The 26,665-nt window shown below is 67.0% G+C and carries 24 protein-coding genes; 14 read left to right on the top strand and 10 right to left on the bottom strand.

Annotated elements, in window-relative coordinates; all coding sequences use genetic code 11:
- Nucleotides 1-156: 156 nt before the first annotated feature.
- From ILT43_RS07020 to ILT43_RS07000, 5 genes are all read left to right on the top strand, one after another.
- Complete coding sequence (locus ILT43_RS07020; protein WP_204197401.1) at nt 157-546, top strand: hypothetical protein; 390 nt, start codon at nt 157-159, stop codon at nt 544-546.
- Between the two features lie 4 nt (nt 547-550).
- The gene (locus ILT43_RS07015) at nt 551-1,600 is read left to right on the top strand and encodes a family 43 glycosylhydrolase (RefSeq protein ID WP_204197392.1); all 1,050 of its coding nucleotides are present in this window, start codon (nt 551-553) and stop codon (nt 1,598-1,600) included.
- An 88-nt stretch (nt 1,601-1,688) separates the two neighbouring features.
- A complete protein-coding gene (locus tag ILT43_RS07010; RefSeq protein WP_204197372.1) occupies nt 1,689-2,471 on the top strand; it encodes a helix-turn-helix domain-containing protein in 783 nt (260 codons plus the stop codon).
- An 803-nt stretch (nt 2,472-3,274) separates the two neighbouring features.
- Nucleotides 3,275-3,442: a hypothetical protein gene (locus ILT43_RS07005; RefSeq protein WP_204197363.1), complete on the top strand. Its 168-nt coding sequence runs from the start codon at nt 3,275-3,277 to the stop codon at nt 3,440-3,442.
- 77 nt (nt 3,443-3,519) lie between these two features.
- Nucleotides 3,520-4,218 (top strand): NAD-dependent deacylase, encoded by a 699-nt coding sequence (locus ILT43_RS07000; RefSeq protein WP_204197350.1) that lies wholly within the window; start codon nt 3,520-3,522, stop codon nt 4,216-4,218.
- Here ILT43_RS07000 and ILT43_RS06995 read toward each other — a convergent pair.
- Entirely contained in the window at nt 4,215-5,036 is an 822-nt protein-coding gene (locus tag ILT43_RS06995) for a class I mannose-6-phosphate isomerase (RefSeq protein ID WP_204197342.1), read from the bottom strand. The genes ILT43_RS07000 and ILT43_RS06995 overlap by 4 nt on opposite strands.
- A 102-nt stretch (nt 5,037-5,138) precedes the next feature.
- Between ILT43_RS06995 and ILT43_RS06990 the strand changes: the two genes are divergently transcribed.
- Together ILT43_RS06990 and ILT43_RS06985 are read left to right on the top strand one after the other, a co-directional pair.
- The gene (locus tag ILT43_RS06990; protein ID WP_204197328.1) at nt 5,139-6,098 is read left to right on the top strand and encodes an outer membrane protein assembly factor BamD; all 960 of its coding nucleotides are present in this window, start codon (nt 5,139-5,141) and stop codon (nt 6,096-6,098) included.
- A 492-nt stretch (nt 6,099-6,590) separates the two neighbouring features.
- Complete coding sequence (locus tag ILT43_RS06985; protein WP_204197322.1) at nt 6,591-7,208, top strand: hypothetical protein; 618 nt, start codon at nt 6,591-6,593, stop codon at nt 7,206-7,208.
- A 135-nt stretch (nt 7,209-7,343) separates the two neighbouring features.
- Here ILT43_RS06985 and putA read toward each other — a convergent pair whose 3' ends face one another.
- Nucleotides 7,344-10,340 (bottom strand): bifunctional proline dehydrogenase/L-glutamate gamma-semialdehyde dehydrogenase PutA, encoded by a 2,997-nt coding sequence (gene putA / locus ILT43_RS06980; RefSeq protein WP_204197311.1) that lies wholly within the window; start codon nt 10,338-10,340, stop codon nt 7,344-7,346.
- 121 nt (nt 10,341-10,461) lie between these two features.
- Between putA and ILT43_RS06975 the strand changes: the two genes are divergently transcribed.
- The 3 genes from ILT43_RS06975 to ILT43_RS06965 all read left to right on the top strand — a co-directional run bounded on the left by ILT43_RS06975 (nt 10,462) and on the right by ILT43_RS06965 (nt 12,954).
- Nucleotides 10,462-10,896, top strand: coding sequence for a MaoC family dehydratase (locus ILT43_RS06975; RefSeq protein WP_204198773.1), 435 nt, complete (start codon nt 10,462-10,464; stop codon nt 10,894-10,896).
- 22 nt (nt 10,897-10,918) lie between these two features.
- A complete protein-coding gene (locus ILT43_RS06970) occupies nt 10,919-12,097 on the top strand; it encodes an acetyl-CoA C-acyltransferase (RefSeq protein ID WP_204197298.1) in 1,179 nt (392 codons plus the stop codon).
- A gap of 374 nt (nt 12,098-12,471) precedes the next feature.
- On the top strand, nt 12,472-12,954 hold the full coding sequence (locus ILT43_RS06965; protein ID WP_204197288.1) for a pyridoxamine 5'-phosphate oxidase family protein: 483 nt from the start codon (nt 12,472-12,474) through the stop codon (nt 12,952-12,954).
- A 75-nt stretch (nt 12,955-13,029) separates the two neighbouring features.
- Here the strand turns inward: ILT43_RS06965 and ILT43_RS06960 are convergent, their stop codons facing one another.
- Nucleotides 13,030-14,262: a polyhydroxyalkanoate depolymerase gene (locus ILT43_RS06960; RefSeq protein ID WP_204197270.1), complete on the bottom strand. Its 1,233-nt coding sequence runs from the start codon at nt 14,260-14,262 to the stop codon at nt 13,030-13,032.
- 131 nt (nt 14,263-14,393) lie between these two features.
- Here ILT43_RS06960 and ILT43_RS06955 point away from each other — a divergent pair, with 131 nt between their 5' ends.
- Nucleotides 14,394-16,205 carry an ABC transporter transmembrane domain-containing protein gene (locus ILT43_RS06955; RefSeq protein WP_204197262.1) on the top strand — a complete coding sequence of 604 codons (1,812 nt, stop codon included), beginning with the start codon at nt 14,394-14,396 and terminating at the stop codon, nt 16,203-16,205.
- A gap of 283 nt (nt 16,206-16,488) precedes the next feature.
- Here the strand turns inward: ILT43_RS06955 and ILT43_RS06950 are convergent, their stop codons facing one another.
- Nucleotides 16,489-16,851 carry a TfoX/Sxy family protein gene (locus ILT43_RS06950; RefSeq protein WP_204197245.1) on the bottom strand — a complete coding sequence of 121 codons (363 nt, stop codon included), beginning with the start codon at nt 16,849-16,851 and terminating at the stop codon, nt 16,489-16,491.
- 67 nt (nt 16,852-16,918) lie between these two features.
- Here ILT43_RS06950 and ILT43_RS06945 point away from each other — a divergent pair, with 67 nt between their 5' ends.
- Nucleotides 16,919-18,073 carry a saccharopine dehydrogenase family protein gene (locus ILT43_RS06945; protein WP_204197243.1) on the top strand — a complete coding sequence of 385 codons (1,155 nt, stop codon included), beginning with the start codon at nt 16,919-16,921 and terminating at the stop codon, nt 18,071-18,073.
- 3 nt (nt 18,074-18,076) lie between these two features.
- On the opposite strand, the gene ILT43_RS06940 is transcribed toward ILT43_RS06945, so the two are convergent.
- The 5 genes from ILT43_RS06940 to ILT43_RS06920 form a co-directional block, all read right to left on the bottom strand.
- Nucleotides 18,077-18,379 (bottom strand): hypothetical protein, encoded by a 303-nt coding sequence (locus tag ILT43_RS06940; protein WP_204197239.1) that lies wholly within the window; start codon nt 18,377-18,379, stop codon nt 18,077-18,079.
- Between the two features lie 126 nt (nt 18,380-18,505).
- Nucleotides 18,506-20,866, bottom strand: a complete 2,361-nt coding sequence (locus tag ILT43_RS06935; RefSeq protein WP_204197235.1) for a ribonuclease R family protein — start codon at nt 20,864-20,866, stop codon at nt 18,506-18,508.
- A gap of 108 nt (nt 20,867-20,974) precedes the next feature.
- Entirely contained in the window at nt 20,975-21,823 is an 849-nt protein-coding gene (locus ILT43_RS06930; protein ID WP_204198772.1) for a DUF4394 domain-containing protein, read from the bottom strand.
- 181 nt (nt 21,824-22,004) lie between these two features.
- Entirely contained in the window at nt 22,005-23,093 is a 1,089-nt protein-coding gene (locus tag ILT43_RS06925) for a potassium channel family protein (RefSeq protein WP_204197229.1), read from the bottom strand.
- A gap of 102 nt (nt 23,094-23,195) precedes the next feature.
- A complete protein-coding gene (locus ILT43_RS06920) occupies nt 23,196-24,728 on the bottom strand; it encodes an aminoacyl--tRNA ligase-related protein (protein ID WP_204197225.1) in 1,533 nt (510 codons plus the stop codon).
- 130 nt (nt 24,729-24,858) lie between these two features.
- Between ILT43_RS06920 and ILT43_RS06915 the strand changes: the two genes are divergently transcribed.
- Nucleotides 24,859-25,764: a DMT family transporter gene (locus ILT43_RS06915; RefSeq protein ID WP_318293474.1), complete on the top strand. Its 906-nt coding sequence runs from the start codon at nt 24,859-24,861 to the stop codon at nt 25,762-25,764.
- Here ILT43_RS06915 and ILT43_RS06910 read toward each other — a convergent pair.
- The gene (locus tag ILT43_RS06910; protein WP_204197220.1) at nt 25,751-26,269 is read right to left on the bottom strand and encodes a CcdC protein domain-containing protein; all 519 of its coding nucleotides are present in this window, start codon (nt 26,267-26,269) and stop codon (nt 25,751-25,753) included. The two genes, ILT43_RS06915 and ILT43_RS06910, sit on opposite strands and share 14 nt — an antisense overlap.
- 102 nt (nt 26,270-26,371) lie before the next feature.
- Between ILT43_RS06910 and ILT43_RS06905 the strand changes: the two genes are divergently transcribed.
- Nucleotides 26,372-26,659, top strand: a complete 288-nt coding sequence (locus ILT43_RS06905; protein WP_318293473.1) for a SemiSWEET family transporter — start codon at nt 26,372-26,374, stop codon at nt 26,657-26,659.
- Nucleotides 26,660-26,665: the final 6 nt, after the last annotated feature.

The raw sequence follows: 26,665 nt of genomic DNA, 5'->3' as shown, positions 1-26,665 counted from the left end.
GGTTCGTCATAAGGCGGGGATTGCCACGGATCGCCGCACGCCGCCACGACCTCTTGCGAACATATTGAGAATCAAAGGTTGCCTCTACGGAATGAGGGAGTACCGATAGGAGGGGAATGTACAGCGGTTCATGAGCTGACGAAAAAGGGGCGTGACATGCAGAAGCCGGTGAAGCCCGAACCGTCGGCATGGAACGCGGACTCCGTGCTGGCCCGGGACGACCTGGTCACCGCCGCCCGCCGGATCATCGCCGCGCGCCGGGCCCTGCAACAGGCGCTGTCGGCCGATCTGACGCACGAACCGACGCTCGACATCCTGCTCGCGCTGTTCGTGGCGCACGACACCGGCCCGGTGGGCTTCCGCACCCTCGCTGCCGCGACGGCGATCACGCTGCCGGGAATCGAGCGCTGGCTGCGCGCACTGGAAGCCGAGGACCTGATCTTTCGCCCCGGCAGCGCCGCCGCGCTGACGAACACGGGTCACGCGCGTGTCACTGCGGCGTTGCGCGGCGTCATCCGGTCGCAGATGACCGAACACTGGAGCTGAACCCGTGAAGACGTGTTTCATGGTGGCCGCGGCACTTCTCCTCGGCAGCGGCAGTTGGCATGCCGCATCGGCTGCACCGGCCCGGTCGGCGCGTACCGCGACGACGGCACCGCTGCGGCTGCCGGACATGCCGCTGCACGATCCCTGGATCGTCGCCGACAGGGCGAGTGGCACCTATCACCTGTTCACCCGTAACGAGCGGCGCATGTCCGGCGACGCGCGGATCGGCATCATGGCCTATACCAGCCGCGATCTGAAAAGCTGGACGCGGCCGCGAATGGTGTTCGTCCTGCCGAAGGGCGGCTGGGCGAATGACGGCGCCTGGGCGCCGGAAGTGCATCGTTGGAAGGGCCGCTGGTATCTGTTCGCCACCTTCTACAATGATTCCGCACCGCTGCCCCCGAACGGCGCGCGCAAGCCGGTGCGGCGGAGCACGACGCTGGCGGTAGCGGATCGCCTCGGTGGCCCGTTCATGCCGGTGCGCAACGGCGAGCCGATCGTCGATCGGTCCATCATGACGCTCGACGGAACGCTGTTCGTCGATCCCAACGGCAAGCCGTGGCTCGTCTACGCACATGAATGGGTCCAGATCGGTGACGGCACGATCGAAGCGATGCCGCTGAAGGACGACCTGTCCGCCGCCGGCCCGCCGCGCGTCCTGTTCCGCGCATCGGAAGCCCCGTGGGCGAAGGGCGACGAACAGCCCGACGGGTCGAGAAACTTCGTCACCGACGGCCCCGAACTGTTCCGCACCCGGACCGGCACGCTGCTGATGCTGTGGTCCAGCTACGATCGCGACGGCTATGTGCAGAGTATCGCCCGCTCCACGTCGGGGCGGATCGAGGGTCCGTGGGAGCAACTGCCGCCGCTGGTGCGCGCCGACAGCGGCCACGGCATGCTGTTCCGCCGTTTCGACGGCACGCTGATGATGGTCCTGCACCGCCCGTTCAACAACGCGCGCGGCAAGCTCTACGTCATGCGCGACATGGGCGAGACGATCGCGATCGTGCGCGAGGCGACCGAACTGGACGGCGAGCGGACGACGGTGCGCTGACGCGACGCGGCAACAGGCGCTGTCCGACGACGGGTACAAAATATTAGGGGTGGGCGCGGCGCGGCGCCGAACCTACCCGCAGGCGGATATGGCGGCGACAGTGAAGAACGGCGTTTCGGCGCTGACCGAACGGGAGAAGCAGACGCTCCGCCTGATCGTTCGCGGCCACGACGCCAAGTCGATCGCGCGCAGCCTGGGCCTGTCCGTGCACACGATCAACGAACGCCTCCGCGACGCCCGCCGCAAGCTGTCGGTTTCCAGCAGCCGCGAGGCGGCCCGCCTGTTGATGGATGCGGAGGCCGGAGTCTCCGCCACGCTGCACCCCTATTCCACTGCGGACACGGAAATGGGGGACGACGTCGCGCCGCCGGTGGACGATCCGGACACCGCGCCGATCGACGGCGTCGGGCCGGCAGTGCGCCGGCCGCGGATCATCATCGGAGTCCTCGTCATGACGTTCGTTCTGGGCCTGTTGGCCATCGTACTGCTCCCCGACCCCGCCCTCACCCCGCCCCGATCCCAAACCGCGGCCAGCGAAGGCGTCGACGCAGAGGTCGTGGCGGCCGCGCGCAACTGGCTGGTGCTGGTCGATGCAAGCGAATGGGACGAAAGCTACCGCGCGACCGGGTCGGCCTTCCGCAAGCTGAACACCGCACCGGTCTGGGCAACGGTATCGCAGAAGGTGCGCGTGCCGCTGGGGACACTGGTGTCCCGCACCTTCCTCAGCCAGGAAAACCTGCCCGCACCGCCCTCAGGCTACGAAGTCGTGAAGTTCCGCACCAGCTTCGCGAACAAGGCCGATGTCGTCGAAACCGTCTCGCGCGATCGCGAAGGCGGCACCTGGCGCGTAGTCGGCATCACGATCGGCTAAGCCTCGACGGCGCGGCGGCTTTCTCCCGCCGCGCCATTTTCGTAAGGCGGGCGGCGACCGCCACGCCCTCAATCGTCATCCTCACCGGCGCCGGCGTCTCCGCCGGGTCCGGGCTCGCCATCATCCGCTGTCCCGGCAGGCTGTGGAAGGGCCCTCGCGTCGATCAATAGTGGTAGTTCCAAACGTCGGTTTGCAACCTCTGCAGACACCCAATCGCCGACATTCACCTGTTCGTCGTAAGCGAATACAGAGAGGCAACAGGAGCGGTCCAGCAGGACACGCGATCACGTTTCCGAAGTAGTGCTCGGGCTGCACCTTCACGGGTCAGAGGTTGACGCGGATCTCGGAATATCTGCTCGAAAACGAGCAAGCCGGTCGCGGTCGGCAAGACGTGATACGCTATCGACGCTCTGACACCTACGTCCGTGTAGAATAGCACCGGAAGCCGCGTAGCTAAGCACCGTCTCGCAGCAGCCGCCCAGTGACGTCTATATCTGTCGGGGGTCCAGACTTAGGTTGCCGACCAGAACGGCTCCTTGAGTTCGCCCAGCGCTACCTCGCCATCTATATACCGGCGACCGGGCGCGGCTCGCCCAACGGGCACCTTGAGAAAGGATAGAGCCTGCTGCGTTGTCAAGCTGATTTACACCGTTCAGCAAATGTCAGCTATCCACCACGGTGCGACGTTGCCGAAAGGAAGAGCGGCCTGGCGGCAGTCGCCTACTTGCGGACATTCAGGGCCTTGATCGAACTCTCCAATAGCGGACGTTGACTGTGCCACCCGACCGCCGCACAAACCCGACATGGCGATGCACTGGACCATGTTTCTTCCGCTGCCTTTGGTAGTCGCGTTCGTCATTAGGCTCACAAAGGCGAAAACAACTAAGCAGCGCGATTTTGCCGCCGCAGGCTTGCTGATTGGATTCGCCGCAATTGCAGGGGTGTCGGCGCTGTTCATCAACGGCAGCTAATCCGCGGTGTACGCCAAAAGCGGCCTGTCAGCTTCCCACCACTTCCGGACCTTCCGCCACCGGCGTATTCAACGGCCATGCCCGATACCCAGAACATCGTCATCCTCACCGGCGCCGGCATCTCCGCCGAGTCCGGCCTCGCCACGTTCCGTGGCCCCGGCGGCCTGTGGGAGGGGCAGCGCGTCGAGGACGTCTGCACCCCGCAAGCGCTCGCGCGCGATCCGGCGCTGGTCCACCGTTTCTACGATGCCCGCCGCGCGGCACTGGCGACGGTGGAGCCGAACCCCGCGCACTACGCGCTCGCACGATTGGACGCCGCGTGGCCGGGCGAGTTGCTGATCGTCACGCAGAACGTCGACGACCTGCACGAACGCGCCGGGGCGCGACGGCTGCTCCACATCCACGGCGAGTTGCTCTCCGCGCTGTGCGCCGCCTGCGAAGCGCGCGCCGAGCATCATGGCGACCTGCCCCCAGGCAGCGTCTGTACCGCCTGCGGAGCCCCTGCCCTGCGCCCGGACATCGTGTTCTTCGGCGAGATGCCGTACCACATGCCCACGATCGAAGCCGCGCTCGCCGCATGCGACCTGTTCGTGTCGATCGGCACCTCCGGGGCGGTCTACCCGGCGGCGGGCTTCGTCCAGCTTGCCGACCATTACGGAGCCGACACGCTGGAGCTTAATCTCGAACCGTCCGCCGGCTCCGCATCCTTCGCGCAGAGCCGGCACGGGCCGGCGAGCCTCCTAGTGCCCGCCTGGGTCGACAGCCTGTTGGATTAGAGGCGGGTGGTGCCCGGATAGGCGAACAGCACGTCCGCACCATCCGCCAGCACGATCGTCTCCGCGCCCGTCACCGTCGCGCATTCGCCCGCCTTGAAAGCGACGCCCGCGACCGATCCGGTGCCGGCGATCGGCACGATCCAAGCGGTGTTGCCGCCCAGATCGACCGCATGCTCGCCGCCGCTCCAGCGTTCCAGCACGAACTTCGGCCCTTCGACCAAGATCGTGCGGTCGCCCGCGACCTTCCCCGGCGAGGTGATCGCCCGGTACGGCGTCAGGTGCGCGACGGCGACGCCGTCGTCCAGATGCAGCTCCCGATCGCTGCCGTAATCGTAGAGCCGGTACGTCGTCTCTGAATTCTGCTGCACCTCGATCAGCGTCAGCCCGCCGCCGATCGCGTGGATCGTGCCCGACGGTGCGTAGTAGAAATCGCCCGCCTTCACCGGCACCCAGTCGAGATCGCCCTCGATCGAGCCGTCCTGCGCATCGGCGCGCAGCTCGTCGGCGGTCATCGCCTGCTTCGGCCCCAATGCGATCGTCGAATCGGGTTCGGCCTTCAGGATCGTCCAGCATTCGTCCTTGCCCCGCGGCAGGCCGCGCTTGTGCGCCTCCTCGTCGTTGGGATGGACCTGCACCGACAGCTTCTGGCTGGTGAACAGGTATTTGATCAGCAGGTCCGGGCTGGTGTCGCCCGGCTGCTGGAACCAGACCTCGCCGATCGGCTCTCTTCCGGGCGCGGCATCCTCGAAACCGGGGAACAGCGTGTGACGGCCCCAGGGCTTCTCGACGCGGTGGGTGTGCAGCAGGGTGGCGGGCATGAACTATCCTTTCGGGGGTCCGAACGTGTCGCGCGCGGACCGGATGCGCCGTAAAGCAAAAACACTGTTGCAGCGCCAGCGGCTGCGCTACAGCGCGCTTCGATGCGTACCCCCTCCTTTGTATCCGGGCCTCGCGCCCCGCTTACCCTCGCGCTGATCTGCGCCGCCGCGCTGCCGATCGGCGGTTGCGCCCGCACCACCGCCAAGGCGGACGTGCCCTATGTCGCGCGCGACGTCGGCACGCTGTATTCGACGGCGCGGAATCGGCTCGACCAGAGCCGCTACAAGGAGGCGGCGATCCTGTTCGACGAGGTCGAGCGGCAGCACCCTTATTCGATCTGGGCCCGCCGCGCGCAGTTGATGAGCGCGTTCAGCTATTATCTCGACAAGAACTACACGCAGTCGATCCAGTCGGCGCAGCGTTTCCTGTCGGTCCACCCCGGCAATCGCGACGCGCCCTATGCCTATTACCTGATCGCGCTCGGCTATTACGAGCAGATCCAGGACGTGACGCGCGACCAGAAGATCACGCGTCAGGCGCTCGATGCGCTGGGCGAGCTGGTCCGCCGCTATCCGAACACCCGCTATGCGTCGGACGCGCGGCTGAAGATCGACCTCGTCAACGACCACCTCGCCGGCAAGGAGATGGAGGTCGGGCGCTTCTACGAAGTGCGCGGCCAGTGGCTCGGCGCGTCGATGCGCTTCCGCACCGTCGTCGAGCAATATCAGCAGACGACGCACACGCCCGAGGCGCTGATGCGCCTGACCGAAGCCTATCTCGCGCTCGGCGTGCCGGAAGAGGCGCAAAAGGCCGCCGCCGTCCTCGGCCGCAACTATCCGGGCAGCGACTGGTATCAGCAGGCGTTCAAGCTGATGAAGGACAACCCGGTAAAGCAGGTCGCGGCGATCCCGCTCGGCCAGCCGATCGTCCCCGCCGGCACGCCCGGTGCACAGCCCGGCTCGCTGCCGGGAGACGCGGGCACCGGCACCGCCCCGAACGCCGCCCCGCCGCAGACGACGACCGGCGCGAACCCCACGCGGGGCACGCAGCCGACGAATTAGGGAACGGGAGCAGGGATGCTCCCCGCGCGATGCTGCACGACTGGCACCCCGGGCCTACCGGTGCGCGTCGCTGCATCCTTACGGGTCTTAGGCAATCCAGCCGTCACCTTCGACCTCATCGCGGCCTCCTTCGACCATAGAAGCCTGCACGGTGGCTCGCGCATAGCGATCTCGACCGGCTGAGGGGTCGTTGCGCTGTACTGGCCCATATCAGCCGATCACGGTGACGATCGACATATCCACACACCGGTCGTGACCCTAACTCCGCATGGGCAATGATCGGCGCGCTGCTGCAACGTCTTGAATTCTTGAAGATTTCAGCAAGTACCGGAGCCTTAGGCCGAGCGGCGGCAAAGGACGACCACAAGACCCCCCTTTCGCGGACTCGCCACATTCCGGTTGCACCGGATAGTAATCGGCCGCACCCTTATCGTCCGCATTCTGGCGCGCCAGGAATGGAATTGGATAATGAATCCAAAGGGGGGGAATGCCATGCTCAATGGTTCGCTGAATCAGGCGGATTTCTACAAGCTGCGTAAGTCGGACCAGAACGGCTTCAAGAAATTCCGCGTCGTGATGGTGCCCAAGGGTACGTTGCTTTTCAAGATGACGGCGGGCGTAGCTGCGGAGGGCCAATATGGCGTGAGCCCGTGGTGGTCTGCGGTGAAGCCGTTTCTGGACGACAAGGAGGGTGCGCTCGGTCGTCTGAACCAGGCCAAGACCAAGGGCATGGATATGTCGGCGATCGTGCGCCTCATGTCCTGCGTCTGCATCGATTGGAACGACCTGGATAATTACGTGCAGGTAAGGCTCAAGGTCGATACCCGCATCTTCTGGGGCACCTTCAACCCCATGCCAAAGTTCAGTCAGGAGCTTTGGAAGCCCGATTGGAGCAACCCCAACGAAGACAGTTCGGGTAAAAAGGCTTTAGCCAGGGTGAAGGTGATGAACCTGAAGGAAAAGCAGGCCGGGTTCAAGGTTCCCGATACTCTGGGCGGTGAAGAGGCTTGGCAGATGTACATCCCCAACCTCCGCGACGAGCATATCGAGCGTGGGAGTGTCATCTCCGGCCACGACATGGGTGCTCTGACTATGATGCTCGGATACTGATCGCCGACCGTGGGTCGACAGTAAAGGCGCTGTCGCCGTCCGGTCGACCCGATTGTTGGCGTGGAACTTGGTGAATGCGGCACGTTCACGCGCACGCTGGCGGGAAGCGCCAGAGGACGGCGCTTTCCGCTCTTTTCAAATCCCTCCTTCGTCCAGCGACAGCAAGGTCGCATTCCCTCCCGCACTGGTCGTGTCGACCGACACCGCCCGTTCCGCGCAGAAGCGGTAGAGGTAATGCGGCCCACCCGCCTTCGGCCCGGTGCCCGACAGCCCCTCACCGCCGAACGGTTGCGAGCCGACGACCGCACCGATCATCGAGCGGTTGACGTACAGGTTGCCGACCGCGGCTTCCGCCTCCGCGACTTCGGCGGCGCGGGCGATGCGGCTGTGGAGGCCCATCGTCAGGCCGTATCCCTTGGCGTTGACCCGCGTGATCGTCTCCGACAGCGTGCCCGCCTCCCACGTCGCGACGTGCAGGATCGGGCCGAACCATTCCTGCGTCAGGTCCTCGATCCGGTCGAGGCGGATCAGCGTCGGCGGCACAAACAACCCGTCGTCAGGCGCGTCGACCGTCTTCACCCAACGATCGCGCACGCTGTCGCGGTAGCCCATCAGCCGGTCGTACGCCGACTGGTCGATGACCGGACCGACATCGGTCGCCGGATCGCCGGGCGCGCCGAGCCGCAGCGTGTCCATCGCGCCCTTCAGCATGGCGATGACGGTATCGGCGACATCCGCCTGCACCAGCAGCAGCCGGAGCGCCGAACATCGCTGCCCGGCCGAGCGGAACGACGACGCGACCACGTCGGCGACCACCTGCTCCGGCAGCGCGGTCGAATCGACGATCATCGCGTTGATGCCGCCCGTTTCCGCGATCAGCGGCACGATCGGGCGGTCGTCGTCCTGCACCAGCGCCCGCGCGATGCGCTTGGCGGTGGCGGTCGATCCGGTGAAAGCGACGCCCATCACACGCGCGTCCTCGGTCAGCGCGGCGCCGACCTCCGGCCCGCCCGGCGTCAGGATCAAGGCGTCCGCCGGAATGCCGGCGCGGTGCGCCAGTTCCACCGCCTTCATCGCGATCAGCGGCGTCTGCGGCGCAGGCTTGGCGACCACGGTGTTGCCGGCGACGAGCGCCGCCGCGGTCTGGCCGAGAAAGATCGCCAGCGGAAAATTCCACGGCGCGATCGTCGCCCACACGCCACGCCCCTCGATGTGCAGCGTGTTGCGCTCGCCGGTCGGCCCCGGCAGTTCCACAGGCCGCAGCCGGGCGCGCGCCTCGCCGGCATAATAGCGGCAGAAGTCGGCAGCCTCGCGGACTTCGCCGATCGCGTCCGGGATGGTCTTGAACGCCTCCTGCACGCAAATCGCCATCAGTTCGTCGCGATGCTCCTCCAGCAGGTCGGCGAGCCGCTCCAGACAGGCGGCGCGGTCGTCGACCGGCGTGGCCTGCCACGCCGGAAAGGCGGCGTGGGCGCGGGTGATCGCGGCGGACACCAACTCTGCCCCCTCGCTTTGACCACGCCGGCCGTCGCCGGGGTGGGCACCGGATGCCAAGGGCCTGTTCACCGCCGCCACCGTCGCCTCCAGCGTCGGTCGATCGCTGAGATCGATTCCATTCGAATTCCGGTGCCCCGGCGCGAACAGGTCCTTCGGCAGCGGAATCGACGGATGCCGCGCGCCGCCCACCGCCGCGATCTTCGCGACCGGGTCCGCCAAAATCTCCGCCTCGGTCAGCCGCGCGTCCGCCAACTGGTGCACGAACGACGAGTTCGCACCGTTCTCCAGCAGCCGCCGAACCAGATACGCCAGCAGATCACGGTGCCCACCGACCGGCGCATAGATGCGACAATGATAGCCGTTCTCGCGCACCAACCGCTCGTACAGGCCGTCGCCCATGCCGTGCAGCCGCTGGAACTCGAAGTCGCGGCTGTTGCCAGCCCATTCCAGAATCGTCGCGACCGTCAGCGCATTGTGGCTGGCGAATGCCGGGCGGATGTTCTCCGCCGCCAGCATGTCCTTCGCCACCGCCAGATACGACACGTCGGTCGCCGCCTTGCGCGTGAACAGCGGATAGTCGTTCAGCCCCTCGACCTGCGTGCGCTTGATCTCGCTGTCCCAGTACGCGCCCTTCACCAGCCGCACGTTCATGATGCGATCGAGTCCGTTGGCCCACGCGACAACCGGCCGCGCACGCTTCCCGTATGCCTGCACCGCCATGCCGAAGCCTTCCCAGCCCTTCAGCGAGGGCAACGCCGCGACCGCGCCGATGATGTCCAGGCTCATCTCCAGCCGCTCGGACTCCTCGGCGTCGACGGTCAGCGCGATGCCTTTGCGCGATGCCTGCACCGCCAGCGCCTCGACCATTTCGGTCAGCGCCGGTACGCACTCGTCCCAGCGCGCGACCTCGTAGCGCGGGTGGAGCGCGGACAGCTTCACCGACACCGAATGACCGGCCTTCGGATCGTTCCCGACCGCGTCGATCGCGCCGACATAGGCCTGGAAATAGCGTTCGGCGTCGTCGAAGGTCCGCGCCGCCTCTCCCAGCATATCGAAGCTGGCGGTGAAGCCCTTGTTCTCGGGCTTGCGCATCCGGCGCATCGCCTCGTCGATCGTGCGCCCCATCACGAAGATCTCGCCCATCATCTTCATCGCTGCGCCGACCGCCTGCCGCACGAACGGCTCGCCCGCGCGGGCCATCAGGCGCTTGAGCGGTCCCGCCGGCCCCTCGCCGACCAGCGCGCGTCCGACGACCAGTCCCCAGGTCGCGGAATTGACCAGCTTCGACGACGATCGCCCGGCATGCGCACGCCAGTCGGCATCGCCCAGCTTGTCCGCGATCAGCAGGTCCGCCGTCTCGGGATCGGGCACGCGCAGGAACGCCTCCGCCAACGACAGCAGCGCGACGCCCTCCGACGAGTTCAGCCGGTACTCCTGCAGGAACTGGTTCACCCAGCCCCGGCTTTGCGCCGCGCGCAGGTCCGCGAGCAGCCCTGCGGCATGTCCCATGATCCGCTCGCGCGACTCGGGGGTGGTCGCCGCGCGGTCCAGCAGCGGTTTTAGAACATCGGGTTCGGCGGCGCGGTACAGCCGGGACATGGATTTGCGCGCTTCGGACGTTACGGCGGTCGTCATATTCGTGGTTCCGGTCTTGAAGGCTTGCAGTCGGCAGGCGCCCGCGACTACAGGATGCCAAGCGCTTAGCGTCAAAAGCATGTCGAGGGGAAATCGCGTGGCGACCGTCACCGTCGAGGAGATGAAGGCGCGGGTGGGCGCGACCACCGTCAGCGACTGGATCACCGTCACGCAGGCAATGATCGACGCCTTTGCGGAGGCGACCGGCGACCGCCAGTTCATCCATGTCGATCCCGTCGCCGCGGCTGCGACGCCGTTCGGCGGCACAATCGCGCACGGTTTCCTGACATTGTCGCTGATGCCTGCGCTCGCCGCCAGCGTGCCGGACGCGCCGATGCTCGCGAACGTGCGGATGGGCGTGAATTACGGCGGCGACCGCGTCCGCTTCCTGACCCCCGTCCGCTCCGGCAGCCGGGTCCGCGGGCATTTCAAGCTCCTGTCGTTCGTCGAGAAGCAGCCCGGACGATTCCAGCAGACCACCGAATTCACCGTCGAGATCGAGGGGCAGGAGAAGCCCGCCCTGATCGCCGAATGGATCAGCCAGATCTTCGTTTAATTTCTTGTTGAGGACCCGTCATATGCGCTCCGCCGTCATCGTCTCCACCGCCCGCACCCCGATCGGCCGCGCCTATCGCGGCGCCTTCAACAACCTGCCCTCGCCGACCCTCGCCAGCCACGCGATCAAGGCGGCGGTCGAGCGCGCAAAGCTTGACGGCGGCGATGTCGACGACGTGGTGTGGGGCGCGGCGCTCCAGCAGGGGCATCAGGCGGGTAACATCGCCCGCAACGCGCTGCTCCGCGCCGGACTGCCGACGACGGTCGCGGGCATGTCGCTCGACCGTCAGTGCGCGTCCGGCCTGATGGCGATCGCCACCGCCGCGAAGGAGATCGTGGTCGACCACGTCGCCGTCGCGATCGGTGGCGGCGTCGAGAGCATCAGCCTGGTGCAGACACCGAAGATGAACATCGCACCCGATCCGCACCTCGTGGCGATGCACAAGGACATCTACATGCCGATGCTCCAGACCGCGGAAGTGGTCGCCAAGCGCTACGGCATCAGCCGCGAGGCGATGGACGAATACAGCCTCCAGTCGCAACAGCGCACCGCCGCCGCCCAAGCCGCCGGCAAGTTCGACGACGAGATCGTGCCGGTGTCCGCGACGATGGCGATCGTCGACAAGGAAACCAAGGAAGTCAGCCACAAGGACGTGACCCTGTCGAAGGACGAGGGCAATCGCGCCGACACCACGCTGGAAGGACTTTCGTCGCTGAAGCCCGTCCTCGGCCCCGATTACACGATCACCGCCGGCAACGCGTCGCAGTTGTCGGACGGCGCATCGGCGTCGGTGCTGATGGAGGAGAAGGAGGCGGAGCGTCGCGGGCTCCAGCCGCTCGGCCGTTATGTCGGCATGGCCGTGGCGGGCACCGAGCCGGACGAGATGGGCATTGGCCCGGTCTTCGCGATCCCCAAGCTGCTGGAGCGCAACGGCCTGAAAATGGACGACATCGGTCTGTGGGAACTGAACGAGGCGTTCGCGGTGCAGGTGCTGTACTGTCGCGACAAGCTCGGGATTCCGAACGAACTGCTGAACGTCAACGGTGGCGCGATCTCGATCGGGCATCCCTATGGCATGTCGGGCGCTCGCATGACCGGCCATGCGCTGATCGAGGGCAAGCGCCGCGGCGCGAAGTATGTCGTGGTGACGATGTGCATCGGCGGCGGCATGGGCGGCGCCGGGCTGTTCGAGGTGCTGTGAGGTTGAAAGGGTAACGTCCGGCGCGTATGTATCGCGTCGGCGTTTTGCATACGCGCCGTTCTGTATGGGCTCCGGTTGTGTCAGCAGCCGGAGCCCAATTCACTTCGGCCCCATGCGTTCGGGGCTTGAGTGTCAGCCCAAGCCCCTCCCGGCACCTTACCTGTTGCGCGACACTTCGATGATCTTCACGACCAGGGTCGCAAAGGCGAAGAGCACGCCCAGGATCAGGCACAGACCGGAGAGTTGCATACTCGACCTTTCTGCGGTGACGGCGGAATTGCCGCCGCCTGCCGTCATGGTCCCCACGTCTGCCTCGCGCAACCAACCCCCGCGCCCCTCGTTCTCAGGCCTGACCCCATCAAGGAGAGAGCGTCATGGCCGATCACGACAACCCGCAGGAGATCGCGGAGAAGTTCATCGCGAAGGTAAAGGCGAGCCCGTACATCATGCTGGGGCTGGAAAACGGCCAGCATTCCGAGCCGATGTATGTCCGCCTCGACGACGATCAGCCCAACACGCTCTTCGTGTTCGCGGGCAAGGATAACCGCGCAGCGGGCGGCGGCAAGGGCATGGTGCAGTTCGTCGGCAAGGGCCACGACTTCTTCGCCTGCCTCGCGGGCACGGTGTCGCAGGACAACGACCGCGCGCAGATCGACAAGCTGTGGGACAACAGTGTCGAGGCCTGGTTCCCGGGGGGCAAGGAAGACCCCAATCTCGCCCTGCTGCGATTCGACGTGGAATCGGCCGAGCTTTGGGAAACCGACGTCGCTATTTCCGGCAAGTTGAAGATGCTGTTCGGCGGCACCATCGACGCCAGTGAGTCCTCCAGCCATGCGAAGGTCGGCTCGATCGCCTGATCGATCCGTCTGCGCAAGAAAAAGCCCCCGATCCTCCGCGGATCGGGGGCTTTTCCATGCTCGTCGAACCAAGCCTCAGGCGGCGTTGGCGGCCCAGAATTCCTCGACCACCGGCGCGATGCGGGTGCGCCATTTGGAGCCGTTGAAGATGCCGTAATGACCGACGCTCTCGGCCATCAGATACCGCTTCTTGTCCTCGGGTAGCGCGGTCGCCAAGGTCAGCGCGGCCTTGGTCTGACCGATGCCGGAAATGTCGTCGCGCTCGCCCTCGATCGCCAATAGGCCGATGTCGGTGATCGCCGCCGGATCGACGCGCCGACCGCGGTGGATATACTCGCCCTTGGGCAGCGCGTGCGTCTGGAACACGACGTCGATCGTCTGGAGGTAGAACTCCGCCGTCATGTCGCAGACCGAGCGATATTCCTCGTAGAAGCCCTTGGTGGCGTCGGCGCTTTCGCCGTCGCCGCGGACCAGGTGCTTGAACAGCTCGAAATGGCTGGTCATGTGGTTGCCGAGGTTCATCGACATGAAGCCCGCGAGCTGCAGAAAGCCCGGATAGACCCGGCGTCCGGCACCCGGATAGGTCATCGGTACGCTGACGATCACGTTCTGCTGGAACCACGCGTGCGGCCGTTCCGTCGCCAGCGTGTTGACCGAGGTCGGAGCCTCACGCGTGTCGACCGGTCCGCCCATCAGCGTCAGCGTCAACGGGCGCAGCGGATGCTTGTCCGCGCTCATCAACGCGATCGCAGCGTAGGCGGGCACGGACGGCTGGCAGACCGCCAGCATATGCGCGCGGCCCGACCCGTCCTCGCCCATCGCCTCCAGGAATTCGATCAGGTAATCGACATAATCGTCGAGGTCGAACTTGCCGGCCGAGGTCGGCACCAGCTTGGCATCGCGCCAGTCGGTGATGTGCACGTCCGCGGACGGCAGCATCCGCTCCACCGTGCCGCGCAGCAGCGTGGCATAGTGGCCCGACATCGGCGCGACGATCAGCAGCTTGGGACCACCCTCGACGCCCTCACGGCGGAAGCGCTTCAACTGGCCAAACGCCTTGCGAACGACGATCTCCTCGTGCACCGCGACCTCGCGACCGTCGACGACGGTCGTGTCGAGGCCGAAGGCCGGCTTCCCACGGGGCGCGGCCGCATGGGCGAACACCTCCAGCGCGGAGGCCACGATCGACCCGCCCCCCATGTAAGAGAACGGGTTGGCGGGGTTCTGGAGCAGCCCGGCACCGAAATTCGCCATCGCACTGGCGCCGGCGAGCATCGAGCGCTGCATCTCATAGGCATCGTAGAGCATCGGGTATCCTTTACCCCAACATAGGTTGATCAAGCGGTAACGCAAAGCTTCGCATCTGCAACGTTCTTGTCGGACAATGGTCCCATTCCGCGACGATTGAGCCGCCGCCGCCACACTGCTAGGCGCGCATCATGGCCAGAGACGCAGACGGATCGCCGCCCCCTACCCCCACCGACACGCCTGCCCGCGGGCAACTGAGCGACCTGTCGATGGTCTGGAGCCGCGCCGCGGCCTATCCGGGGCACATCGTCGTGGCGGCGCTGGCGCTGCTTACCACGTCGGCGGCGACGATCGCGATCCCGTACGGATTCAAGCGTGTGGTCGATCGCGGCTTCGGCGGCGTCGCCTCTGGCGCGGCGGGCGGCAATGTCTCGTCGTCGTTCCACTATCTGCTGATGATCGTCGTCGTGCTGGCGATCGGCACCGCGATCCGCTTCTACTTCGTATCATGGCTGGGCGAGCGCGTGATCGCCGACATCCGCACCGCGGTCCATGCCAACCTGCTCCGCCTCGCGCCGCGCTTCTACGAAGTGAACCGCCCTTCCGAGATCGCGTCGCGCATGACGTCCGATACGACGATCATCGAGTTCATCGTGTCGAGCACGGTGTCGATCGCGCTCCGCAACATGCTGACCGGCATCGGCGGACTGATCTACCTGTTCGTGATCTCGCCCAAGCTGGCGGGAATGCTGATGATCGCGATACCGCTGATGATCGGGCCGATGGTCGTGCTGGGCCGCCGCCTGAGGACGCTGTCGAGAACGTCGCAGGATCGGGTGGCGGAGGTCGGCGCGGTGGTGACCGAAACGCTGGGCGCGATGAAGGTCGTGCAGGCGTTCGGGCAGGAGGCGCGCGAGCATGGCCGCTTCGGCAAGGCGGTGTCGGAGACGTTCGAGACGGCGAGGCAGCGCATCCTGCTGCGCGCCGGCATGACGGCGGTGTTGATCGCTTTGGTGTTCGGATCGATCACGCTGGTGCTGTGGGAGGGCGCGATCGACGTCGCGGCGGGCCGTCTGAGCGGCGGATCGATCGCCGCCTTCGTCCTGACCGGCGGCATCGTCGCGGGCGCGGCGAGCGCCCTGACCGAAGTGTATGGCGACCTGCTGCGTGGTGCGGGTGCGGCGTCGCGGCTGGCGCAACTGCTGCGCGAACCGGCGGAGATCGCGGCCCCCGCCAACCCCGTCGCCCTGCCGCAGCCGCCACGCGGAGCGCTCGCGTTCGAGCATGTCGCGTTCCGCTACCCGACGCGGCTGGAGGTCGCGGCGCTGGACGATTTTTCGCTGGCAATCGCGCCGGGGGAGACGGTCGCGGTGGTGGGCCCGTCCGGCGCCGGCAAGTCGACGCTGTTCCAGCTTGCCGAGCGCTTCTACGATCCGCAGGGCGGTCGCATCACGATCGACGGGGTCGCTCTGCCGGACGCCGATCCGGCCGCGGTCCGCGCGCGTATCGCGATGGTCCCGCAGGAGACGGTGATCTTCGGCGCGTCTGCCCGCGACAACCTTCGCTATGGTCATTGGGAGGCGGGCGACGAGGCGCTCTGGACGGCGGCGGAGGCGGCGAACGCGGCCGACTTCCTGCGCCGCCTGCCTGAAGGGCTCGACACGTTCCTGGGCGAAGGCGGCGCACGCCTGTCGGGCGGCCAGCGCCAGCGGATCGCCATCGCCCGCGCGCTGTTGCGCGATGCACCGATCCTGCTGCTGGACGAGGCGACCAGCGCGCTCGACGCGGAAAGCGAGCGGCTGGTGCAGGAGGCGCTGGAGCGGCTGATGGCGACGCGCACCACCTTGGTCATCGCCCACCGCCTCGCCACCGTCCGCGCCGCCGACCGGATCGTGGTGATGGACGAGGGCCGGATCGTCGAGCAGGGCAACCACGCCGCGCTGATCGGCCGTGGCGGCCTCTATGCACGGCTGGCGAGTCTGCAATTCAACGAGGCTGCGTAAGGCCGAGGTCGGCTCTAAGTCCGATCATCCCGCCCGGCCTCGCGTTACCCCTGAGCGGTCCGAGACCTATCCTTTCAAGTGGGGACAGCGACCCGCCCGGCATCCACGTGCTCCCGCGAAGGCGGGAGCCCAGTACTGTGTCCCCGCCTTCGCGGGGACACATGAGGGTACGTGTCCGAAGGAAAGCAGAATTATAATGGCTTGGCGGACACATTTTCAGGAGAGGTCTAGGTCGGGCCTCTCCCACAGCCGTACTGCCCGCCCGTTGCCAGTGTCAGTCCCCTCACCCACCCTTGCGTTTGCGCGGCTTGGGCAACGGTAGTTCGGCGGCGGAGACGCGGATGAGGTCGGTCAGCCAGTCGCGATCGTCCCAGCGGTCCTGATCGATCGACAGGCACGGCTTCGCGCCCGGATAGGGCGCACCTTCGTCGACATCGCCCGCGACCGCACGGCCACCCGCGGTCTGCTTGACGAACAGGCGGTCGTCACAGACCAGAGCGACCATCCTGCCGTCGCAATAGATGCCGTACTCGCCGAACATCGGTTTCGCCACGACATCGCCCGCGGCAGCGATCTGGTCGACGATGAAGTCGATGGTTCTGCGATCGGACGCCATCCGCGCAGTCTGGCAGATCGCACCCGGCATGACGATCCGTTTCGCTTGCCGCGCTTCGACGAACGCGGCATTTTCGCAATCCTGAGGAGACGTAACGATGCGCGACTTCGACCTGATCGTGTACGGCGCGACCGGCTTCACCGGGCGGCTGGTGGCGGGATATCTGGCCGCGACCTATCCGGGTCATGGCCGCTGGGCGATGGCCGGACGCAGCCTGTCGAAGCTGGAGGAAGTCCGCGACCTGATCGGCGTGCCCGCCGACGTGCCGCTGATCGTCGCCGATGCGGACGACCCCGCCAGCCTGTCCACGCTCGCGGCACGAACCGAAGTCGTGGTAACCACGGTCGGCCCCTACCAGCTTTACGGATCGGCGCTGGTCGCGGCGTGCGCGGCGGGCGGCACAGCCTATGTCGACCTGTGCGGCGAGCCGGCGTGGATGCGCCACATGATCGACGCGCATCAGGACGCGGCCAAGGCATCCGGCGCGCGCATCGTGTTCTCGTGCGGGTTCGACTCGATCCCCTTCGATCTCGGCGTGTTGACCGCGCAGGAGGCGGCGGTGGCGCGCTTCGGCCGGGTCGCACCGCGCGTGAAGGGGCGCGTGCGGCGGATGCAGGGCGGCTTCTCCGGCGGCACGGCCGCCAGTTTGAAGGCGACGCTGGCGGCGGCGGCGCGCGATCCCTCGCTGGTCATGCTGCTGACCAACCCCTTCGCGCTGACGCCCGGCTTCACCGGCCCGCATCAGCCGACCGGCCTGATCCCGGAATTTGATACGACGCTGAACGCGTGGGTCGCGCCGTTCGTGATGGCCCCGATCAATACCAAGAACGTGCACCGCACCAACTTCCTGCTCGGCCATCCCTACGGCACCGATTTCGTCTATGACGAGATGATGGTCGCGGGGCTCGGCGATCTCGGCAAAGCCGCGGCCGAGGCGCTGGGCAAGCTCAATCCGTTCGCGGGCGACAAGGGACCCAAGCCCGGCGAAGGCCCGTCGAAAGAGGAACGCGACGCCGGGCATTACGACATCCTGTTCGCGGCGCTGACGCCGGACGGCGGGCGCGCGGACGCGGTCGTCACCGGCGACCGCGATCCAGGCTACGGATCGACGTGCAAGATGCTGGCGGAAACGGCGCTGTGCCTCGTCGGTGGCGAGGCGAAGGGCGGCGTGTGGACGCCGGGAGCACTGCTCGGCACGACGTTGCGGGATCGCTTGCAGGAGAAGGCGGGGCTGACCTTCACCGCCTGCTGACCGTTACTCGGCGATCGAGAAGGCTGCCGCCGCGGCAAGAGCGGTGGCGACGACGCCCGTACCGGCTGCCAGCGCCGCGGCACGGCGGCGGACGATCGTGCGAAAACGGGCGAGGCGCGACGAGTCCAGATAATAGAGCCCGGGCGCCGCGCTGACGATCGCGCCGTGGCGGGCGAGCCGCGCGAACATGCGGGCGAGTGCCGGGTCTTCGCCGGCGTCGAACGTCATAGCCGTATCGGGAGTGGTCGCCCGCGCCGCGGCGAAGCGGCTGACGATGATCTTGCGGGCGGCGGATCGGCGACTCATGGCGGCGGTGTAGCGGGCGGAAGTTGATGAAGGTTTATTGGCGAGATGAGGTTCTCCGGCCACGCCGCGCATGCATTCTGTCATGCCGGGACAAGCCCGGCGTGACGTCGTGTCCGAACCTTCCGGTCAGCGCCGCTTCTTGCCGTCGTGCCGGATGTTGGCCGGCCGGCCACGCTTGACGATCCGGCGCGGACCACCGCTCTTGCCGCCTCCACCGCCGCGGTGCCCGCGCGGCGACGGCGCCGCGCCGAGGCCGCCCGGCGGTTCGAACCGCAAGGCCCCCGACACCGGGTTCGCCTCCGCCAGCCGCAGCCGCAGCCGCTGGCCGAGCGCATATTGGTCGCCGGTGTCCTCGCCGGTCAGCGTTCGGCCCGCCTCGTCGAAGCGGAAATACTCGCCGCCGAGATCGCGAACGGGCATCAGGCCGTCGCCGCCGATCCCCTCCACCGTCGCGAAGAAGCCGTAATTCTGGACGCCGGTGATCCGCACCTCCACCTCCTCGCCGACACGTTCCGACAGGAACGCCGCGACATAGCGGTCGATCGTGTCGCGCTCCGCCTCCATCGCGCGCCGCTCCAGTTGGCTGATATTCTCGCCGATCCGCTCCATCTCGTCGTCGGCGGGCGCGAGGCCACCAGGTCCAAGCGCATAGGCGGCGACCAGCGCGCGGTGCACGACAAGATCGGCATAACGACGTATCGGCGACGTAAAGTGCGCGTAGCTGCCCAGCGACAGGCCGAAATGGCCGTGATTGGCGGGCGCGTAATAGGCCTGGGTCTGCGTCCGCAGCACCTGCTCCATCACCTGCGGGCGGAAATCCGCGTCGCCGATCCGGTCGAGGATGCGGTTGAACGTCTTGGGCTGGATGACCTGACCGAGCGCGAAGGGCACGTCGAACGTGTCGAGATAATCCTTTAGCGCGACCAGCTTCTCGCGGCTGGGCGCCTGATGGACGCGGTACATGACCGGCGCCTTCTTCTTCTCCAGCGCCTTCGCCGCAGCGACGTTGGCGGCGATCATATAATCCTCGATCAACCGGTGCGCGTCGAGGCGCTCGCGCGGCGCGACCGACAGGATGCGACCCTTCTCGTCCAGCACCACGCGGCGTTCCGGCAGGTCGAGATCGAGCGGCTCGCGCGCGTCGCGATCCTTCGCCAGCGCCCGCCAGCAGGACCAGAGGTTTTGGAGGATCGGTGTCAAATCCTCCCCGGTACGGGGAGGGGGACCATCCGCAGGATGGTGGAGGGGGCTTTTCACGGACGGCTCCGTCTGCGGCGCCCCCCCTCCACCAGCTTCGCTGGTCCCCCTCCCCGTGCCGGGGAGGACTCGATCGATCGCCGCCTGCGCATCCTCGTACGCCAGATTGGCCGCAATCCGCACGACGGCGCGGGAGAAGCGCCACGACAGCAGCTTGCCCACAGGACTGATCCGCAGATGACAGGCGAGCGCGGCACGGTCCTCGCCCTCCTTCAGCGAACACACGTCCGCCGACAGGATTTCGGGCAGCATCGGCACGACCCGGTCGGGGAAATAGACCGAATTGCCGCGCCGCCGCGCCTCTCGGTCGAGATCGGAGCCAGGGCGGACATAGAAGCTCACATCCGCGATCGCGACGATCGCCTGCCAGCCGCCCTCGTTGGTGGGATCGTCGTCGGGGGCGGCCCACACCGCATCGTCGTGATCGCGCGCGTCGGCGGGATCGATCGCCACGATCGGCAGGTGGCGCAGATCCTCGCGGTCCTCGCCCAGCGGTTGCGCGGCAGACCGGCGCGCCTCGTCCAGCGTATCCTCGGAGAACACGTCCGGTATGCCGAGCTTGTGGATCGCGATCAGCGAAAAGCTGCGCGGCGCGAACGGATCGCCCAGTCGCTGGACGACGCGCACGGTGATGCGCGGCGGCCGGCCGGCGATCTCGCACAGAACGAGGTCGCCCGCCTCCGCATCGCCGGTGTCGGACACGGGGAACTCCCGCCGCTCCTTCTTCTCGACGCCGGTCAGCCAGTATCGCTTCAGCGGACCACTACCCTCTTCGCGCAGCACACCGAGGATCTGTTCGGCGGACGGTGCGAGCACCTTCATCGGGTGCGCGGTCCAGCCGTTGCCGGTCTCCTCCGTGCGGGCGAGGACGCGCTCGCCGATGCCCAGCGCGCCGCGCTTGCGCTCGCGCACGCGGATGCGCGGGATCGGCACGCCGTCCGCCTCCCATCGCTCCGGCTGCGCCCATACGTTGCCCCCGTCGTCGACGTCGACGATCTTGAGCACGGTGACCTTGGGCAGGCCGCCCATCTTGTGGAACGCGCGACCGGGCGCGCTGTCGATCAGCCCCTCGTCCGCCATATCCTTCAACAGCGCCTTGAGCGCGATCTTCTGTTGCGCGGTCAGGCCGAAGGCGCGCGCGATCTCCCGCTTGCCCGCGGGGGTGTCGGACGCGGCGATGAAATCAAGAATTTGGTCGCGCGTGGGAAGGCCGGGTACGGGTTTTGCCATGCACGGAAGATAGGGACTTCGGTGCCCGCCGTCATGTCCCGAAAACGACGACGGCCGCCGGACCCCGTCGGGACCGGCGGCCGCCTGCGCGATCCGGGGATCGTCGGATCAGCCGAAGCTGACCGCGGTCTTCACGGCACGACGACGACGCAGCGCGCCACCGGCCATACCGGCGCCCAGGATCATCATCGCCCACGTCGCGGGCTCCGGCACCGGCGCGATGGCGAGACCGAACAGCGCATCCTGCGTCGTGCCGACCCGCGTCAGCGCGCCGGTGTTGAGGTTGATCGAGAACAGGCGCGTGCCGTTCGACACGAACGCGTCGTTACCCAGGATGTCGAAGCTGGTCCGCGAACCGAGGGGCGTGCCCAGCGCGCCGACCGTCACCAGCGTACCGGCGCTGTTCGCCTGACGCGTCAGCACGCCGCGCGTGGTGTCGATGCTGTACAACTGCGTCGTTGCGGTCGGGCCGCTCAGCGACTGCGTGTATGCAGCGGCGGTCACGTCCGGATTGCGGCCGGCATTGACATCGCCGGCGGCGTAGAAGACCGGCGTGGCCGTCGTCAGTGCGCCGTCATTCGGATTGAAGACGTAATTGTCATTCGAGTTGCTGACGATCCGCAGACGATCGATGGTCGGGTTGAAATCGAACGCAAACTCCGTCCCGGTCAAGGCAAGCACGCCGCTAGCGGCCGTCGCCACGCCGGTGGTGAGGTTCACCGTGTAGATGATGTTGTTCGACCCCAGCGCATAGAGCTGACGGTTACCAGGGCGGAAGTCGATCGCCTTGATGCTGTCACCGATGCCGGTGATCGCGACGCTCGACGTGGCCACGCCGGGCGCCGCGCTGTTATAGCCGATCAGGTTGTTGAGTTCATCGACGCCGTAGATCGTCGCCGCATCGGCGCCACTTGCGGCTCCAACTGCAAGCAAACCCGCCAAAATCATCGTCTTCATCGAAATACTCCCCGTTTTACTGCGCAGGACGACGTCGCCGGGTCTACCGATGAAGCATCGTTCATAAAGGATTAACCCATTTCGCCGTGAAACGATACCGGTTCGGCCTATATTTATTTCAACAACCTACGTCTCGCCGCCTGCATCCAGATGCGTTTAGCAGCCGTATCTGCCTCCTGTTTCACGGCGCGCCGCCACCCGCCTGGATGACCTCGATGACAGAGTCCCCCGCTTGCAGCCGCGCGGCGTCCGGCTCCCAGAATCCGATGATCCGGTCGCCACGATAGATGCGCAGGATGCGGGAATTCCCCCCGTCGTGCGGGCTCTGGCCGACTTCGTCCGGCCGCACGGGGCGTTCGCGCAACTCCGCCTTGCCGCCCCGCGTGACGAGGTCGGCGACATAATCGGCCACGTGCGGCCCATTGGTGCACTGCGCCAGCAACTGCCCGCCGAAGCTGACCGGATTGACGATGATCGTCGCACCGGCGTCGCGCGCCAGCAGTTCGTTCTCGATCGCGGCGATCGACACCGCAACGCCCGCGCGCGGTGCGAGCCGGCGGACGGTCAGGACGATCAGCACCGCCGTATCGTCCCGCCCCGGCGCGACGATGACCGACGAGGCCTCTTCCACCTTCGCGATCGACAGCACCGCATTGTGGGTCGCGTCCCCCTCCACCGTGGCGACGCCGAGTTCCTCGGCTTCGCGCAGAGCCTCGGCATTCTCGTCGACCACGACGATCGTCTCCGGCAGGTGACCGCGCTCCAGCAGTTCGGCCACGGCCGCCGATCCCGCCCGGCCATAGCCGCAGACGATGACGTGATCCTTCAGTTCGCGCCGTATCAGGCCCATGCGCCACCGCTCCCATCCTTGCCTCAGCATGAAGCTGTACGCGCTGCCGAGGAAGATGAGGAACACGAAGATGCGGATCGGCGTGACGACGAACGTGTCGAACATCCGCGCCGAGGTGGAGACGGGCACGATGTCGCCGTACCCGACCGTCGTGACCGTGATGACGGTGAAGTACACGACATCCAGAAAAGACACGGCCCCATCGGTATTGTCGCGCAGCCCGGTGCGGTCGAACCAGTGCCCACCCAGCGCGATCCCGACGAGCACGAGAACCGCCGCAGCCCGGATCGCCAGCGTCGTCAGCGGACTGAGCCGCCCCGCCCGAAAGAACCGCGGCCGGGCGGCGGTGACGGCGGCACGCGCCGCCATCCGTCCGGGGAGCGGCGCATGCCGGCGGTTCTGGCGGCGCGGTGGCGTCATGGTTGGGGTTGTATGGGGCTAGGCGGGAGAGGTCGAACGGTTCTTGCTGGTTCGCCCTGCCTTCTCCCCTCGCTGCAAGGGAGGGGAGAACAACGAAAAACCTCAGTAAGCCCGGCCGATCAACACCCGCTCCACCGCGGGTTCGCCCGTGAACACGCACGGCCCGCTGTCGCTGTGCGTTTGCCCCATCGGCGCATTGCGGATCGTCAGCTTCAGCGACTTCAGCCGCTCGACCACATGGTCCAGCGCCGCGCCCGTCGGCTTCGCCCAGCGGACATCGACCCAGCCGGGGTTCTTCACCCCCTCCGCGAAATGCGCCTCGACCCCGGCCCAGTCGTCGACCGGCGTCACGCGGGCGCGCAGCGCCTCGGTGGACTGGGTCAGCAGGCCAGACTGCGCATCCTCCAGCGCCTGCGCCAGCGTATCGATCAACTCGCCGCGCGGCATCACCGTCGACTTCAGCTTGCCGCCGTCCTGATACAGGTCGGTGCGCAGGATGACGGAGACGTTGCCGCCCGCCACGTCGCGGCCACCAACCTCGATCACCACCGGCGCGCCCTTCTTCACCCAGCCCCAGCGCTTCGTCGCGGCCTTGGCGGGCTTCAGGTCGAGCAGCGCGCGCACCGGCTCGCCCAGCGCCGTCAGACCGGCGAGGTCCTTCTGGAGCGAACGACAATAGTCGACGATCGCCGCGTCCTCCGGCTGGTCGCGCAGCATCGGCACGATCACCACCTGCCACGGCGCGATCGCGGGCGGCACGCGCAGGCCATCGTCGTCGCCGTGGACCATGATGACCGCGCCGACCATCCGCGTCGACACGCCCCAGCTCGTCGTGTTCGCGAACTCCAGCTCGCCCGCCGCATTCTGGAACCGGATGTTCTGCGCATGCGCGAAATTGGTGCCGAGGAAGTGCGACGTTCCCGCCTGCAACGCCTTCCCATCCTGCATCATCGCTTCGATCGAATAGGTCGCGACCGCACCCGGAAAGCGCTCGTTCTCCGGCTTCTCACCGGTCAGGACATGCACCGCGAGGCACGTTTCCGAAAACTCGCGATACACTTCCAGCATGCGCAACGTCTCCTCGCGCGCCTCGTCGGCGGTCGCGTGGGCGGTGTGACCCTCCTGCCAAAGGAATTCGCTGGTGCGTAGGAACATGCGCGTCCGCATCTCCCACCGGACGACATTGGCCCACTGGTTGATGAGCACGGGCAGATCCCGCCACGACTGCACCCAGCGCGAGAAGGCGGTGCCGATCACCGTCTCCGACGTCGGCCGCACGACCAGCGGCTCCTCCAGCTTGGCGGTCGGATCGGGGGTCAGCCCGCCCTTCCCGTCCGACACCAGCCGGTGGTGGGTGACGACCGCCATCTCCTTGGCGAACCCCTCGACATGCTCCGCCTCCTTTTCGAAATAGGAGAGAGGGATGAACAGCGGGAAATAGCAATTCTCATGCCCGGTCGCCTTGATGCGATCGTCGAGCAGCCGCTGGATGCGTTCCCAGATGCCGTATCCCCAGGGCCGGATGACCATGCAGCCGCGTACGCCCGATTCCTCGGCGAGATCGGCCTCCGTGATGACGGACTGGTACCAGGCCGCGAAGTCGGCTTCGCGCGTGACGGGGAGTGCATGCTTCATGGCGGGATCGCCTAGCGGTTCGCGCGGTGGAGCGGAAGTGCGAGTCCGTTCGCCCTTACAGCCTGCCCTGAAGGAAGAGAGCCTGGAAGAAACCACGCCAAGCCGCTGAAAACCCGCTACCCACCCGCCCGTGACCCAGTCCCCCGACCGCCTCGCAGCTGCGATCCTGTTCCGGCTGCTGTCCGTCGTCCTGTTCGCCGGCATGAACGCCTGCATCAAGCTGGGCGAAGTCCACGGCGCAAAACTCGGCGAACTCCTGTTCTTTCGGCAGGCGGGCGCGGCGGTGCTGGTGACGGCGGTGATCGCCAGCGGCCCGGGCCTCGCATCCATCCGCACGCAGCGGATCGGGGCGCATATCCGGCGCGCGGTCGTCGGGCTGACCGGCATGGTCTTCGTATTTTCCGCGATCATGACGCTGCCGCTGGCGGAGGCGACGACGCTCAGCTTCTCGACGCCGATCTTCGCGACCATATTGGGCGCGATCGTGCTGGGGGAGCCGACCGGCTGGCGGCGCTGGGCGGCGGTGCTGACCGGCTTTGTCGGCGTCGTCATCGTCGCGCGACCCGGTGGTCACGCCCTGCCGCCGATCGGCATCGCCTATGGCTTGATCGCGGCGGTGACGACGGCGACGGTGTTCATCCTGCTGCGCCAGATCGGCCGGACGGAGCGGGCGCAGACCACCGTCTGGTGGTTTTCGGTGCTATCGCTGGTGCCGCTCAGCATCGTCTATGCGATGACGGCGCAGGCGCATGACGCGACCGGCTGGGCGATCCTTGCCGCTACGGGGCTGTTCGGCGGCGCGGCGCAACTCGCGATGACGGCGTCGCTGCGCTACGGATCGGTGTCGCTGGTGGTGCCGATGGATTATTCGTCGCTGTTATGGGCGACGGTGCTCGGCTGGTGGCTGTTCGGAACGCTGCCGGGGGATACGACGTGGATCGGCGCGCCGATCATCGTCGCCTCCGGTCTCTACATCGTCTGGCGCGAGCATCTCCGCCGACGCGAAATCACGGAGGCGGCGATCAGCCCGGAATGACCGGCCTCCGTGCCGTGGCGAGCATGCGTCGCGCGCGCAGGAACATCTCCAGCCGCTGCGCCGCGAACAGGCCGAGCGCGAGCGACATCAGCATGTCCGTCATCGCCAGCGCATCCAGATGCAACCACCCAGCCCCGCCCGCGCGCGCACCCTGGCGCACCGCAACGATTGCGAGGATGAACAGCATTGCGGCGGGCGACGAACTCTGGCTCAGCGCATGCGTCTCCGGATCGACCGTGATCCGCATCAGCTTCCCCCGCGTCCAGCCCAGCGCTCCCCCCAGCACCAGCGCGGCGAGGCAGAACGCCCAACCCCAGCCGACCGGCGGCGTCATCGCGAAGGTGATCCCGACCAGCACCGCGAACAGACCCGGCAATATCCACAGCCGTTCCAGCTTCAGCGGCCTGACCCGGCTCATCCGCCGCCAGCGGACCGCGAAGACGACCGCGATCACCACCGCCGTAATAACATAGGTCAGGAGGCTCGACTGCCCGTCCGCTTGCATGCACTGTCCCCCGGCTTCGCTCGGCCGCCGTCATGCGCGGGCGGGCAGGCGGCGTCCAGCGATGGATCGGCCCGCGTCCTTCAGGCGATCAGGAGACCAAGTTTGCAGCAGCCGGATTCTCGCCCCGTCCTGTCCGAACGGGCGGTGATGACGCTGGGCTGGATCGCGACCGCGGCGTCGGTGACGATGTACGTGTCCTATGTCGACCAGATCAGGCTGAACCTGTCGGGCGAAAAGGGGTCGACGATCCAGCCGCTGGCGACCGTCATCAACTGCTCGCTCTGGGCGGCATACGGCTTTTTGCGGCAACCGAAGCGGGACTGGCCGATCGTACTGGCGAATGCGCCGGGCATCGTGCTCGGCGCGCTATCGCTGGCGACTGCGTTCTGAGCCTTC

Origin of the sequence: Sphingomonas longa (assembly GCF_016892685.1) — a bacterium.
GTDB classification, from domain to species: Bacteria; Pseudomonadota; Alphaproteobacteria; order Sphingomonadales; family Sphingomonadaceae; genus Sphingomonas; species Sphingomonas longa.
Note: the sequence above shows the minus strand (reverse complement) of the source record. Positions and strands in the feature narration are given on the sequence as shown.